Origin of the sequence: Stappia sp., assembly GCF_048268045.1 — a bacterium.
Classification (GTDB): Bacteria; Pseudomonadota; Alphaproteobacteria; order Rhizobiales; family Stappiaceae; genus Stappia.
Window position 1 is genome coordinate 269,151 of record NZ_JBLWWG010000002.1, and the last position, 14,457, is coordinate 283,607.

The window sequence follows — 14,457 nt, forward strand, 5'->3', positions numbered from 1 at the left end:
GATGATCGGATCTGTCATAGGCGCCGGCGAGCCGGCGTGGAGGGGTCCACATGCCGTCTCGTCTGTTTCGCCGGTTCAATGTCCAGGCGCGGGCGCTCGTCGTCGAGCGTCGTGGCGCGATCGTTCCCATGCTCGCCATCGTGCTGGTGCTGATCATCGTCATCGCCGGGGCGGGGATCGACTTTGCCCGCGCCATCAACCAGCGCCAGGCGATTGCCCGCGGTCTCGACGCGGCGATGCTGGCGGTGGCGCGCGAGCTGTCGACGCGCAACATGAGCGAAACGGAAATCCAAGACTACCTGAAGAAGAACTATGAGGCCTACTTCGGCGCCAACGCGGAAGGGTCGGCGATCCCCGGCGTCGAGATCGTGGTGGACATGCCCTCCATCGACACGAAGGCGCGGCGGATCGCTGTCTCGGCCCGCTCGGAGGTTCCGACCTATTTCATCCGCCTTGCCGGCATGGGGCCGAAGACGATCCCGGTCAGCAGTGGCGCGCAGGCGATTTACCCGAAGAGCGTCGAGGCGGCACTGGTCGTCGACGTGACCGGCTCGATGGCCGGCACGAAGATAGCCGGGCTGCGCGAGGCGGCTGCCGGCTTCGTCAACACGCTGATCCCGCCGGCGAGCGTCTCCACCAACGAGAAGGTGCGCGTCGCGCTGGTGCCTTACAGCGCCGGCGTCAACATCGGTGCGACGCTGGCCGCGGAGGCAACCGGAGGCGCCAGCAAGAGCCGCACCAGCTATCCCTATTGCGTGAGCGAGCGCGACGGGGCGCAGGCCTATACGGATGCCTCCCATATGGTGGCGCCGATCGGCCCGGGCGCGCAGCAGGCCGGGTACATGACCGCCTTCTACCGCCAGGGCAGCAAGATACGGTCCTCCTCGGGCTATGTCTGTCCGACGGCGGTGGCGGTGCCGCTGACGCTCGATCCCGGCTCGACGAAGAAGCCGGGCACGCTGCTCTACGAGGTCGCGCGGCTGGGCGCAGGCGGCAACACCGCCGGTCAGACGGGCATTGCCTGGGGCTGGTACATGCTGTCCTCGAACTGGTCGTCGCTGTGGCCGTCGAAGAGTGCGCCGGCGCCGGCAAGCGACGAGCGCGTGGTGAAATATCTCGTCGTCATGACCGACGGCGATTTTAACACCTGGTTTTCGCCCGACCGGGTCGGGCGGGTGAATTACGACTGGATCGCCCAACAAGGCAGCGAGAGCGCGACGCGCGCCCGGGCGCTGTGCACGGCGATCAAGGCGAAGGGCATCACCATCATCACCGTCGGCTTCCAGATCGCCAAGGGATCGGCCGCGGACAAGGTGATGAGCGACTGCGCGTCGGGCTCCGACAACTACTACCGCGCCGACAGCGACGAGGACCTGATCGCCGAATTCGCCAGGATCGCCAACCAGATCAAGTCGACGTACCTGTCGAGGTGAGGGGGGCTACCGGCAGGCAGCCGATGGCGCGGGCAGGGGGCGGTGGTAGAGCGTCGCGTCAATGCGCCTGAGGCCCGGAACCAGCTTGTCGCCGAGCATGCCGGCGTCGATGTCGCAGGCGACGAAATCCGTGCAACCGGCGTCCATCGCCGCGACCCTGCCAGATGGCCCGAGCGGCTGGCCGTTTCGGAAAGGCACGAGATGGGGGCCCCGGACAGCCGTCGGCTCGGACGGGTCGGCCGTGTCCGTGCGGCGCGAGCCGTCGACACACAGCCTTACGAATTGCGGTCTGTCGAAGCGCGCGACGATGCTCGTCGGCATGTAGCTGTTGGCGTTGCGAGGGCTGCCCTCGACCGCGAACCGGACCGGACGGAAGTCGCCCTCTCCATAGCCGAGAAGCGTGAAGCTGCCAAGGGCCGGAAGGCCATCCAGCCGCAGGTTTGCGGTTTCGAGGGCAAGGCCGCCGCCTTCGTGGAGCTGCGCATCGGGCGTTCCGCCCGTGCTCGAAACCTCGAGGTTTGCAGGCGTGCCATCGAAGTCGTCATCCATGGTCAGCAGGTAGCGCTCGGGCTCCGGCAGGTCGGAGGCGATCACCGATTGCCGAAGGGTCGAGCTCCATGTGGCGGTGAAGCTGCGGCCGGTCGGTGGCCGATGCGGAAATGGCGTGTTCGCCAGGTCCGTTTCGGCCCGCACCTCGGCAAGCGGGGCGAAAAAGACCTTCCCGCTTACGCGATGGAGGCCCTGGGGAGGCGGCAGGTCCGTGTCCGGCCTTGCGATCGCGACAAGGGTGACGTCGACCTTGCGACCAACCGTGTCGACGCAGCCCCGCCGCCAGAGCGCCGGCTCCGGCGGCGCTCCCGGGGCGGAACGCAGGATGAGCTTGCCGTCGACGGAAATGGCAACGAGCGGGTCTGGCGTGCCTGCGGGAGCGGCGTTCGCAACCACCCCGTCGATGCAGACCCGCAGGAACTGCTCCGTCTTGAAGCGCAGGACCGGAAGATCCGCCGGCGCCGTGGTGCTGTCGTGGTGGATAAGCCTGACGCCGAGTGTTCCGCCCCATTGGTTGAAGGTAAGGCGTCCCTTGTCGAGCCCTTGCAGGGCGTAGGTGCCAAGAGGCACGTTCGGCGGCAGTGCGGTGGCGGGAGCGAACAGGGCGATGTCGCGTCCCGCGACGAGGGCGGTTGCCTCTTCCTCGATCACCAGCGCTGATCCGCCGTAGGAGAGGCGGCGCATGTCGCGCAGGATCTCGACCCGATGGGTAAAGTCGTTGGCCCCGGCAAGGTGGATCACATAGCGGGTGTCGAAGGGAAGCCGGGAAATGACGGCCACATTTGGCGAGGCGTACCAGAGGTTGTCGTTTCCCGCGTCATAGGCTTGAGCGCGGACATCTTGGCCGGCTGCGGCGCAAAGCCCCGGAAACATCGCCAGCGCAGCCGAAAGCGCCACTCTTCCACATGCCTTTTTCAACATGACCCCCTCCCCAGGTTCAACTCTGAAGAGAGCCTCCGTCGGAATGCCGGATGGGTCAAGCTCGCGCCGCGCGCACAGGCGATACGCGCGTTTCGGATGTGTTCGGGAGAAAAAGAGTGGTGCCGGTGAACGGACTCGAACCGCCGACCCCATCATTACGAATGACGTGCTCTACCAACTGAGCTACACCGGCGCACCAAACGCGGGTCCAGACGGCCCGCTATGTCGTGGCGATGCGGAAGACCGTATCGCCGGGCGGATTTTGCATCCGCCGCCCCGATCCTGCCCGCTCCGCGGTGGCATAAGCCGAACCGCCCTGACCGGGAACCGTGCCGAGGTGGCCGCTTGATAGCGGACAAGGAGGCGGTGCGCAAGAGGGATTGAACGTGTCCGCCCCGGGTTTTCGACAGCCGTCCCGATTCCGTCGCCGGTCAGCGGTTTGGCGCCTCACGCAAACGTGACCGGCGCGCCGCCCGGCTCCGCCGGCGGCGGGCGACGGAAAATTAAAAGTCGCCCGCTAGGCTTGCAGCCTTGAGGAGGCCCGCCGACGGGCCCGCCCGCACGGGCGCGAAGCACGGTTGGGACCACGCCGCCATGCCGTTTGCCGCCAGGGACTTTGCCCGGCGGCAGAATGGTGGCACATGGTTGTTGTCGCAAGGGACAAGGGACGGGGAACAAGGTGACGAACCGCCGGGGCCATCGGATCGGGGCAGAAACGCGCGAACCGGCGCGGGTCTGTTTGCGCCCGCGCTCCGCGCCGCAGGAATGCGCCCTGCGATGCGCGCCGCTGTCCAGCGCCTGCCCATGCTGACACGGATTCTGGCCGGGGGGCTTGCCCTGACCGAGCGGATGGCGGCATGGGTGCTGCCGGAGGCGGCGTCGCGTCGCGTGCTGCCGATGCTCGACCGCCTGCGCGGAATCGTTTCCGGCGAGCTCGACACGGCGCGGGCGCAGCGCATGGCGCTTGTCGTCTTCGCCACCCGGGTGCTCGGCGCAGCGCTTGCCTATGTCATGCAGGTGGTGCTGGCGCGGCTGATGGGCGGGCACGAATACGGCATCTACGCGGTCGTGTGGACGCTGGTCGTCATTCTCGGCATCTTCACGCCGCTCGGTTTTTCCTCCTCCGTTCTCAGGCTGATTCCCGAATACCGCGCGCGCGGCGAGCAGGGGCGGCTTGCCGCGCTGCTGATCGGCAGCCGCGCGGCGGGTGGGCTCGCGGCGACGGCGGTGGCGCTCGCGGGCATCGCCGTCGTGGTTCTGGCGGGCGAGCGGATCTCCTCCCACTACGTGCTGCCGCTGGTGCTCGGCGCGGTCTGCCTGCCGATGTTCACCATCGGCAGCATCCAGGACGGCATCGCGCGCGCCCACGACTGGACGCTGACCGCCATGCTGCCGACCTTCATCTGGCGGCCGCTGGCGATCCTCGCCGGCATGGCGGCGGCGGTGGCGGCGGGCGTGCCGGCAACCGCGAGTTCGGCGGTGATCGTGACCATCGTCGCCACTTGGACGGTGACGCTGCTGCAGGGGCTGGCGCTGGCGCGCATGCTCGCGCCGCAGCGGCTGGCGCGACCGCCGCGCGAGGCCTGGACCATCGGCGAGTGGCTGCGGCTGTCGGTGCCGATCCTGCTTGTCGAGGGCTTCTTCCAGCTCATCACCAGCGCCGACGTGGTGATGGTGAGCTTCTGGTGCCCGCCGGACCAGGTGGCGATCTATTTCGCCGCCTCGAAGACGCCGGCGCTGGCCCATTTCGTCTATTTCGCGGTGCGCTCGGCCACCGCGCACCGCTATTCCAGGCTCTATCACGCGGGCGAGCATGCCGAGCTGGCTCGGCTCGTCGACGAAAGCGCCCGCTGGACCTTCTGGCCGACGCTGTTGCTCGCCGGCCTGCTGGCGGCGGTCGGGCCGCTGCTGCTGGCGCTGTTCGGAGACGGCTTTACCAGCGGCTATCCGGTGATCCTGGTGTTGCTTGCCGGGGTGCTGGCGCGCGCCGCCGTCGGGCCGGTCGACGCGCTGCTGACCATGGCCGACCAGCAGAAGGCCTGTGCGGGCGTCTATGCGGCGGCCTTCGCCGTCAACATCGGGCTCAACATCGTGTTGATCCCGCTGCTCGGCATTCTCGGCGCGGCGGTCGCCACAGCGGGCGCGATGGTGTTCGAGGCGGCGGCGCTGGCCTGGCAGGCGCGCCGGCGGCTGGGGATCGATCCTCTCGTCTGGCGCTCCAACACGGGGCGCGCGCAGGGTTAACCAAATGCTAACGCCGCGAAGGCGCAAGCCACGCGGTTGTGGCACACTTGCGTTCGCACCCGCGCCTGGCCGCGCGGGCGGGCGGAGGACGTGCGGTATGGCAATTGCCGGCAAAAGGGCGACGGTGCGGGACGCGGGGAGGCAAGACGCCGACCGTGGCGCCGCACGAGGGGGAGAGCGGGTGCGCACGGTGAGCGGGACGAGCAGCCTGATCTTCGCGGTGGATGCCGCCGACGCGCCTCTGGCCGCGTGGAACAGGCTCGCCGACCGCGCCATCGAACCGAACCCGTTTTTTCGCCCCGAGTTCCTGCGGCCGCTGGCGGCACGGCTCGACCGCAGGGAGATACGCGTCGTCGCGATCCGACGCGAGGCGGACGGCGCCTTCCTGGCGCTTGCTCCCTTCAGCCGTCGGCGCGTCGGCCTGCTGACGCCGGCGGCCGTCGCCCATGCCGGCGACTACGGCCCGCTCGGCACGCCGCTGTTCGCGCCCGAGGCCGATGCCGAGACGGCGGCAAGCCTGTGCGCGGCGGCGGCGGAGGCGCTGGGAACGGGGCTCGTCGCCTTTCCGTATCTGCGTACCGACGGCCCCGTGGCGGCACTGCTTTCGGGCATGGCGGCGACGCGCGACGGCAATGGCCCGCGACTGGCGCTCTGCGGCGCACGCCTGCGCGCCGGGCATGCAACGGGTATCGAAGGTGCTGCGCAGCAGCGGGCGGTGAGCCGCCACCGGGTCAAGGAGCTTGACCGGCAGATGCGCCGGCTTGCCGATCTTGGCGCGGTCTCCGCCACCCGTGCCGACACGGTGGAAACGCTGCCCGAGGCGATCGAGGCGTTTCTCGAGCTGGAGGCGGCAGGCTGGAAGGGGCGGGCCGGCACGGCGCTGGTCGCCGACCCCGGACGGGCGGCCTTTGCCCGCGATTTCCTCGAGGCAAGCGCGCGGGCCGGGCGGCTGCGCATCGACGCGCTCAGGCTCGACGGCCGGCCGGTGGCGATGATGGCTATGCTGCGCGACGGGGCGCGGGCGTGGTCGTGGAAGATCGCCTTCGACGAGGATCATGGACGTCTGTCGCCGGGATCGCAGATCGCGCGGATCGCCATGCGCCACACGCTTGCATCCGATGGCATCGTGGATGCGGATTCCCTGGCCATACCGGGACATTCGATGATCGAGCCGCTGTGGCCGGGCCGGGTCGCCTATGCGACGGGGCTTGTCGCGGGCGGGCGGTTCGCCGACCTGCGCCTGTGGCTCGGGGGGGCCGATCTAGCGCTGGAGCACCGGGCGCGGGCCGTGGTCAAGGCGCTGCTACGTCGGCGCTGAGACGTCTGACCCCGGTCAGGAACAGCCGATGGCGGCGGGGGCGGTGTCCTCGTCGCGCAGCAGGCGGCGGATGACCTTGCCGGTCGTGGTCATCGGCAGCGCGTCGACGAAGGCGATCTCGCGCGGATACTCATGGGCCGAAAGCCGTGTGCGCACATAGGCGCGGATCTCGTCGGCAAGCGCGTCGTCGGGCGTGACGCCGGCGGCCGGCACGATGAAGGCCTTGACGATTTCCGTGCGCAGCGCGTCGGGCTTGCCGACGGCGGCGGCCAGCGCCACCGCCGGATGGGCCAGCAGGCAATCCTCGATCTCGCTCGGCCCGATGCGGTAGCCGGCGGAGGTGATGATGTCGTCGTCGCGGCCGACGAAATGGACGTAGCCGTCGTCGTCGATGAGACCCTGGTCGCCGGTGGTCATCCAGTCGCCGACGAACTTCGCCGCCGTCGCCTCGGGATCGTTCCAATAGCCGAGAAACATCACCGGATCGGGGCGGCGCACGGCGATTTGCCCCTGCACGCCGGCGGCGAGCGGCACGCCCTCGGCGGAAAGCACCGCGATCTCGTGGCCGGGCACGGCGCGGCCGATGGCGCCGGCGCGCGACACGCCGATTTCGGCGCAGGAGGCGATGACGGCGTTGCATTCGGTCTGGCCGTAGAACTCGTTGACCGGCAGCCCGAGCGTTTCGCGTGCCCAGTCGTAGGTCTCGCGGCCGAGCGCCTCGCCGGCCGAGCCGAGGCTGCGCAGGCGCAGGTCGTAGCGCGCGCGCGGATTGGCGACGGCGCGCATCATCTTCAGCGCCGTCGGCGGAATGAAGGCATTGCGCACGCCATGATCGCGCATCAGCGCAAAGGCCTGCTCGGGATCGAACTTGCCCAGGTGGCACGAGACCACCGGCACGCCGAGGCTGAGAGCGGGGAAGAGCGCGTTGAGCAGCCCGCCCGCCCAGGCCCAGTCGGCCGGCGTCCAGAGGATGTCGCCGGGTTGCGGCATGAAGTTCTGTGACATCTGGATGCCCGGCATGTGGCCGGCGAGCACCCGGTGGCCGTGCAGCGCGCCCTTGGGCTGGCCTGTGGTGCCGGAGGTGTAGATCATCAGCGCCGGATCATCGGGACCCGTTGCGAGGCTGGCGAACCCGTCGCGGGCCCTCGAGAGCAGCGCGTCGAAGCCGTGGACACCCTCGGCCAGCGCGCCCGTTACCGGGCCGGTGAGGATGCGCAGGCGCAGCGCCGGCAGGGCATCGGCGAGCGCCTCGACCTTGGCCAGGCCGGGCGCGTCGGTGATGATCGCGGCGGCGCCCGAGTGCTCGAGACGGTAGCGCAACGCCTCGACGCCGAAGAGGCTTGCGAGGGGGACGGCGATGGCGCCGATGCGGTAGATGGCAAGATGGGCGATCAGGGTTTCCGGCGTCTGCGGAAGCAGCAGCGCCACCCGGTCGCCGGGGACGATCCCCAGGGCGGCAAGCGCGTTGGCCAGGCGGCCCGAGGCGGCGTGAAGCGCGCCATAGCTCCAGCGCTGGGTGCCGCCGTCGGCGCATTGGTGCAGCAGCGCGATCCGCTCCGGCTGCGAGGTGGCGAAACGGCCGCAGGCCGCTTCCGCGATGTTGTAGGCAGACGGGATCTGCCAGCGGAAGCGGTCTGTCAGTTCGGCGAGAGAGGTTGCGGGCGAAAGCATATGGCGGGCGTTCCGTTCAATCGCCCGTGTCGCGGGCGGTGTTGTGCGGTGCGGCAGGTTTACTCCGCCGGGCCCGCCAGCACCAGAGACCAGAACACCTTGTACTTCGATCCGGACGCGTAGGCGGTGGCGATGCCCATGCGGGTGGCCTTGCCGTCGAGCAGGACCTCGTTGTGGCGCGGGGACTCGCGCCACCCGGAAAAGGCCTCGGCGAGGGTGCGGTAGCCGGCGCTGACGTTCTCGACGGCGTAGGTTTTGGTCTCGCCGGTACTGGCCAGGCGGGCCTTCAGCGTGTTGCCGGGCAGCAGCGAGGCGCGCACATCGTTGGCGGCGGCCATCGCCTCGGCCTGGCGACGCGCCACCTGCATGAGCACGGGATCGACCGTGAGCGCGCCCTTGCCGTTTTTCTCGCGGTAGGTCGAGATCATCTGCGCCGCCGTGGCGCTGTCGATCCGCGCGTCGACGCGGGCGAGATCGGCGTAATAGGGCGGAACGGAGACCCGGTCGGGGGTGCAGGCGGCCAGGAGGCCGGCGACAAGGGCAAGTGCGGCGGCGGAGGCCGGGAGGCGAAGCGAGCGGAAGGAAGGCATGCGGTCCTCGCGAAAACGGGTCGAATGGCCGGTCGGCCGGGATGCGGCACGCGGATTCGGCCGGCGGCAAGCGCGCAGACTGACCCGTTCTCGTGTCGGAACGGCGGCGACGCGGGCCGGCGGTGAGGAGATCTATCACCGACGGGATTGAAAATCCGTTTCCGCCGGATGGCGGAGAGACGGGACTGTTCACGAGAACGCAAGGTTTTCCGGGCTATCTGCTGCAGAACGCAGCAAAAAAACGGACTGCTCGTGGCCGATACATCCGAAGACCGGATCAGGATCCTGATCGCCGACGACAGTTCCGTCGTTTGCAAGTTTATCGCCCGCGCCATCACTGGAACGGGCCGAGAAGTCGACATCGTCGCCACCGCCGACGGCAAGGAAGCGGTCCGGTTGCTCGGCAGCGAAAAATTCGACGTTGCCTTCCTCGACATCAACATGCCGCAGCTTTCCGGCATCGAGGTGATGGCGGCGATCCATGTGCTCGGATCGCGGACCTTCGCGGTGGCCATGTCCAACCGGCTGAGCGAGGCGGCGGAAAAGCAGCTCAAGGCCTTCGGGGCCTATGACTTCCTGCCCAAACCCTTCACCGCGTCGCAGGTGGCCCATGTCCTCGACGTTCACGAGACGATCAACACGCGCTTCGACGTTCTGGTGGTGGACGATTCCTCGACCGTGAGGCGCATCGTGCGCAAGGTCCTGGACCGGTCGATCTTCCGCCTCAACGTGGTCGAGGCGGAGGACGGCAAGGCGGCGCTGGAGAAGATCCGCGAGCGGCCGTACCGGGTGATCTTCTCGGACTTCAACATGCCGAACATGACCGGGATCGAACTCGCCGACAGGCTGGCGGAACTGGCGCGCGGCTCCGATGTCATCCTGATGTCGACGGAATACAACGACACGCTCGACCAGTCGGCGCAGAAGGTCAACGCCCGCGCCTTCCTGCGCAAGCCCTTCTACCCGGATGACGTGGACAGCATCCTGCATCACCTCTTCAGCCTGCGGCACTCGCATTTTTCCAAGCAGGTCCGCATCTTCGCCATGAGCGAGTAGGGCCCGCCGGGGAACGCCGCGGCACACCGTCATCCGTTTGCGGGTCCGAAACGAACGGCCCGGCGCGAGGGCGGGGAGCCCTCGCGCCGGGCCTGGTCCTTGCGCGTCAGCCGCGGCCGGCGGCAAGCACGTCCTCGAAGGAGCGCAGGCCCGTCACCGGGGCATTGACGAGAACGGCCATGTTTCCAGGCGCATGCTGGTTCTTCCACATCTTGGTGTGGGCGCGCGGAATGTCCTCCCAGGGGAAGACCTCGCTCATGCAGGGGTCGATGCGCCGCTCGATGACCGCCTTGTTGGCCTCGGAGGCCTGCTTCAGGTGGGCGAAATGCGAGCCCTGGATGCGCTTCTGTCGCATCCAGACGTAGCGGGCGTCGAAGGTGAGATTGAAGCCCGTGGTTCCGGCGCAGAAGACGACCATGCCGCCGCGCTTCGCCACCAGACAGGAGACCGGAAAGGTCGCCTCGCCCGGGTGCTCGAACACCATGTCGACGTCATTGCCCTTGCCGGTGATCTCCCAGATCGCCTTGCCGAAGCGCCGGGCCTCCTTGAGCCAGGTGTTGTACTCGGGCGAATTGACCGTGGGCATCTGGCCCCAGCAGTCGAAATCCTTGCGGTTGACGACGCCGCGCGCGCCGAGCGAGAGCACGTAATCGCGCTTGTCCTCGTCGGAGATCACGCCGATGGCGTTGGCGCCGGCAGCCGCCGCAAGCTGCACGCCGAAGACGCCGAGGCCACCGGAAGCGCCCCAGATCAGCACGTTCTGGCCGGGACGGAGCTGGTGCGGCGCATGGCCGAAGAGCATGCGGTAGGCGGTGGCGAGCGTCAGCGTGTAGCAGGCGCTCTCCTCCCAGGTGAGGTGCTGCGGGCGCGGCATGAGCTGCTGCGACTGGACGCGGGCGTACTGGGCGAAGGAGCCGTCGGGCGTCTCGTAGCCCCAGATGCGCTGGGTGGGCGAGAACATCGGGTCGCCGCCGTTGCACTCCTCGTCGTCGCCGTCATCCTGGTTGCAGTGGATGACGACCTCGTCGCCGACCTTCCAGCGCTTCACCTTGGAGCCGACCGCCCAGACGATGCCGGCGGCGTCCGAGCCGGCGATGTGATAGGGCAGATCATGCACCTTGAAGACCGAGATCGGCTCGCCGAGGCCGGCCCAGATGCCGTTGTAGTTGACGCCGGCGGCCATCACGAGGACAAGCACCTCGTTGCTGTCGAGCTCCCAGGTGGGAACCACCTCCAGCTTCATCGCCTCTTCCGGCGGTCCGTGCCGGTCCGGCCTGATCGCCCAGGCGTACATGTTCTTCGGCACATGACCGAGCGGCGGGATCTCGCCGATCTCGTAAAGGTCCTTCATCGGACGCTCTCCCATCTCCCGATTGTCGTTCGCCTGCTCCGCATTACCCATTTCCCGAAGTCCTCCCGTCCTTCTCTTCAACCGCTGTCGCACGATGGCGTGCCCCCTCCCGGGCTCTGGCCGCGATGTGTTTCATGTTGCGACGCATTATCGATTCCGGTGCTTTGCCGGGCGCTTCGTCGCCTTCACGAAACTATCGTGCCAAAAACACGTGCCCCGCTATTGGACTATTGCTTAATTCTCGCAATTGCCCAAGAGTGTTTTTTGCATTGCACCTAGAATGACCGTCGGGGAAGGCGGTGTGCAGGGCGCGCGGGAGGGCGGCCTGCGGGCGGTTGCGACCGCTGCGGCAGGCCGGCGAAAAAAGGGAGACGTCCGCGCGCGCGATCCGGCGGCGGACGGGCAAAGACGTTCGAGGAGACGATCCATGAGCCAGAGCCACAAGGGCGAAGCCGCAAAGACGGGCGCGCAGGCGGGAGGGCCGGCACGGGACCGGCCCTGGATCTTCCGCACCTATGCGGGCCACTCGACGGCCAGCGCCTCCAATGCGCTCTACCGCAACAATCTCGCCAAGGGTCAGACGGGCCTGTCCGTCGCCTTCGACCTGCCGACGCAGACGGGCTACGACCCGGACCACGCGCTGGCGCGCGGCGAGGTCGGCAAGGTCGGCGTCCCGGTCGCCCATCTCGGCGACATGCGCGCGCTCTTCTCGCAGATCCCGCTGGAGAAGATGAACACCTCGATGACGATCAACGCGACGGCACCCTGGCTGCTGGCGCTGTATGTGGCCGCCGCCGACGAACAGGGCGCCGACCGGGCGCTGCTGGCGGGCACCACGCAGAACGACATCATCAAGGAATACCTGTCGCGCGGGACGTATGTCTTCCCGCCCGCGCCGTCGCTGCGGCTCACCCGCGACGTCATCGCCTGGACCTATCGGGCGATGCCCAAGTGGAACCCGATGAACGTCTGCTCCTATCACCTGCAGGAGGCCGGGGCGACGCCGGTGCAGGAGCTTTCATTCGCTCTGGCGACCGCGATTGCCATCCTCGACGAGGTCAAGCAGGCGGGCGTCATTGCCGAGGCGGACTTTCCCGAAGCGGTCGGGCGCATTTCCTTCTTCGTCAACGCCGGCATGCGCTTCCTCACCGAGATCTGCAAGATGCGCGCCTTCGCCGAACTGTGGGACGAGATCTGTCTCACCCGCTACGGCGTCACGGACGCGCGCTTCCGCCGGTTCCGCTACGGGGTGCAGGTCAATTCGCTGGGCCTGACCGAGCAGCAGCCGGAGAACAACGTCTACCGCATCCTGATCGAGGCGTTGGCCGTGGTGCTGTCGAAAAACGCCAGGGCGCGCGCCGTGCAGCTTCCCGCCTGGAACGAGGCGCTGGGCCTGCCGCGACCGTTCGACCAGCAATGGTCGCTGAGGATGCAGCAGATCCTTGCCTATGAGACCGACCTGCTGGAGTTCGGTGACATTTTCGACGGGTCGGAGGCGATCACGGCGAAGGTCGAGGAGTTGAAGGGCGCGGCGCGCGAGGAACTGGCCCGCATCGCCGAGATGGGGGGGGCCGTCGCGGCGGTCGAGACGAGCTACATGAAGCAGGCGCTGGTCGCCGCCAACGCCGACCGGCTCGCCGCCATCGAGGCGGGCGATCAAGTGGTCGTCGGCGTCAACCGCTTCACCGAGAGCGAGCCGTCGCCGCTTTCCGCCGGCGAGGATGGCGGCATCCTGACGGTGCCGGAGCACGTCGAGGAAGAGGCGGTCGAGAACCTGAAGACCTGGCGCGCGGAGCGCGATGCCGGCGCCGTGGAGGCGGCGATCGCCGCGCTCCGGCAGGCCGCCTCGGAGGGGAGCAACATCATGGAGCCCTCCATCGCCGCGGCGAAGGCGGGGGTCACCACCGGCGAATGGGGCGCGGCGCTGCGCGAGGTGTTCGGCGAATACCGGGCACCGACCGGTGTCGGCAAGGCGGCGCGCGCCGATGCGGGCGAGCTCGAGCCGGTGCGCGCGGCGGTCGCGGCGGTGTCGCGCAAGCTTGGACGCCGGCTCAAGTTCCTGGTCGGCAAGCCGGGGCTCGACGGCCATTCCAACGGCGCGGAGCAGATCGCCGTGCGCGCGCGCGACTGCGGCATGGAGGTCGTCTACGAGGGCATCCGCCTGACACCGGCCCAGATTGCCAACGCGGCGCTCGAGGAGGACGTTCACGTCATCGGCCTGTCGATCCTCTCCGGCTCGCATCTGGCGCTGGTGCGCGAGGTGATGGAGCGGTTGAGGGCCGAGGGGCTCGACGACGTGCCCGTCGTCGTCGGCGGCATCATCCCGGACGAGGATGCTGTCCGGCTGAAGGCGATGGGGGTCGCGGCGGTCTACACGCCGAAGAACTTCCAGCTCACCGACATCATGCGCGAGGTCGTGGAGATCGTCGGCGCACGGGCGGAGGCGGCCGCCTGAGGCGGCGGCGCATCTTTTGAAGAGGCATCACCGGGGCCGGGCGGAGACATCCGCGCCGGTCCTTTTTTCGTTGTCATCCCGGGGCGCGCTGCGCGACGTCACGGCACCAGCTTGTAGCCGCCGGCCTCCGTCAACAGCAGTTCGGCATTCGAGGGATCGCGCTCGACCTTCTGGCGCAGGCGGTAGATGTGGGTTTCCAGGGTGTGGGTGGTGACGCCGGAATTGTAGCCCCAGACCTTTGTCAGCAGCACGTCGCGGGTGACCGGCTTCTCGCCCGCCCGATACAGGAACTTCAGGATCGAGGTTTCCTTCTCGGTGAGACGGATCTTGCCGCCCTTCTCGTCGGTCATCAGCTTCTGCGCCGGGCGGAAGGAGAACCGGCCGATGGTGAAGACGGCGTCCTCGCTTTGCTCGTGGGAGCGCAGGTGGGCGCGGATGCGCGCCAGGAGCACCGCGAACTTGAAGGGCTTGGCGACATAGTCGTTGGCGCCCGCCTCGAGCCCCAGAATGGTGTCGCTGTCGGTGTCGTGGCCGGTGAGCATGATCACGGGTGCCTTGAATCCCTTCTTGCGCAGGAGCTTCACCGCCTCGCGACCGTCGATGTCTGGTAGGCCCACGTCCATGAGCAGGAGGTCGACATGGCCGGCCTCGGCCGCCTGGATGCCGGCGGAGGCGGTGGCCGCCTCCTGGGTCTCGAATTCGTCGTAGAGCGACAGCTGCTCAACCAGCGCGTCCCTCAGATCGTTGTCGTCGTCGACGATCAGGATCTTGCGTGCGCTCATGGTCGGTCCTCTCTCAGGGGCATGGTGTCATTCAAATCCGCTTTCCCTCACTTAGGCAAGTCGACACGCTTGCGCGAGCACGCATTG

General features: G+C 68.3%; 10 protein-coding genes and 1 tRNA gene. 5 read left to right on the forward strand and 6 right to left on the reverse strand.

What is annotated here, in order from left to right:
- The first annotated feature begins 50 nt into the window (after positions 1–50).
- On the forward strand, positions 51–1,433 hold the full coding sequence (locus ACN0WF_RS03785) for a pilus assembly protein TadG-related protein (protein WP_417771447.1): 1,383 nt from the start codon (positions 51–53) through the stop codon (positions 1,431–1,433).
- 6 nt (positions 1,434–1,439) lie between these two features.
- Here ACN0WF_RS03785 and ACN0WF_RS03790 read toward each other — a convergent pair whose 3' ends face one another.
- Entirely contained in the window at positions 1,440–2,903 is a 1,464-nt protein-coding gene (locus tag ACN0WF_RS03790; RefSeq protein ID WP_417771448.1) for a hypothetical protein, read from the reverse strand.
- A 117-nt stretch (positions 2,904–3,020) separates the two neighbouring features.
- Positions 3,021–3,096 (reverse strand) — tRNA-Thr (locus ACN0WF_RS03795).
- A gap of 584 nt (positions 3,097–3,680) precedes the next feature.
- Here ACN0WF_RS03795 and ACN0WF_RS03800 point away from each other — a divergent pair.
- A complete protein-coding gene (locus ACN0WF_RS03800) occupies positions 3,681–5,147 on the forward strand; it encodes a lipopolysaccharide biosynthesis protein (RefSeq protein ID WP_417771449.1) in 1,467 nt (488 codons plus the stop codon).
- Between the two features lie 190 nt (positions 5,148–5,337).
- Entirely contained in the window at positions 5,338–6,465 is a 1,128-nt protein-coding gene (locus ACN0WF_RS03805) for a GNAT family N-acetyltransferase (protein ID WP_417771450.1), read from the forward strand.
- Between the two features lie 15 nt (positions 6,466–6,480).
- On the opposite strand, the gene ACN0WF_RS03810 is transcribed toward ACN0WF_RS03805, so the two are convergent.
- Positions 6,481–8,136, reverse strand: coding sequence for an AMP-binding protein (locus tag ACN0WF_RS03810; RefSeq protein ID WP_417771451.1), 1,656 nt, complete (start codon positions 8,134–8,136; stop codon positions 6,481–6,483).
- 59 nt (positions 8,137–8,195) lie between these two features.
- A complete protein-coding gene (locus tag ACN0WF_RS03815) occupies positions 8,196–8,726 on the reverse strand; it encodes a CAP domain-containing protein (RefSeq protein WP_417771452.1) in 531 nt (176 codons plus the stop codon).
- A 252-nt stretch (positions 8,727–8,978) separates the two neighbouring features.
- Between ACN0WF_RS03815 and ACN0WF_RS03820 the strand changes: the two genes are divergently transcribed.
- A complete protein-coding gene (locus tag ACN0WF_RS03820) occupies positions 8,979–9,782 on the forward strand; it encodes a response regulator (RefSeq protein ID WP_417771453.1) in 804 nt (267 codons plus the stop codon).
- A 106-nt stretch (positions 9,783–9,888) separates the two neighbouring features.
- Here ACN0WF_RS03820 and ccrA read toward each other — a convergent pair whose 3' ends face one another.
- Positions 9,889–11,184 carry a crotonyl-CoA carboxylase/reductase gene (gene ccrA / locus ACN0WF_RS03825; RefSeq protein ID WP_417771454.1) on the reverse strand — a complete coding sequence of 432 codons (1,296 nt, stop codon included), beginning with the start codon at positions 11,182–11,184 and terminating at the stop codon, positions 9,889–9,891.
- Positions 11,185–11,560: 376 nt separating this feature from the next.
- On the opposite strand from ccrA, the gene ACN0WF_RS03830 reads away from it, so the two are divergent.
- On the forward strand, positions 11,561–13,588 hold the full coding sequence (locus ACN0WF_RS03830) for a protein meaA (protein WP_417771455.1): 2,028 nt from the start codon (positions 11,561–11,563) through the stop codon (positions 13,586–13,588).
- A 98-nt stretch (positions 13,589–13,686) separates the two neighbouring features.
- On the opposite strand, the gene ACN0WF_RS03835 is transcribed toward ACN0WF_RS03830, so the two are convergent.
- On the reverse strand, positions 13,687–14,370 hold the full coding sequence (locus ACN0WF_RS03835) for a response regulator transcription factor (protein WP_417771456.1): 684 nt from the start codon (positions 14,368–14,370) through the stop codon (positions 13,687–13,689).
- Between the last annotated feature and the right edge of the window lie 87 nt (positions 14,371–14,457).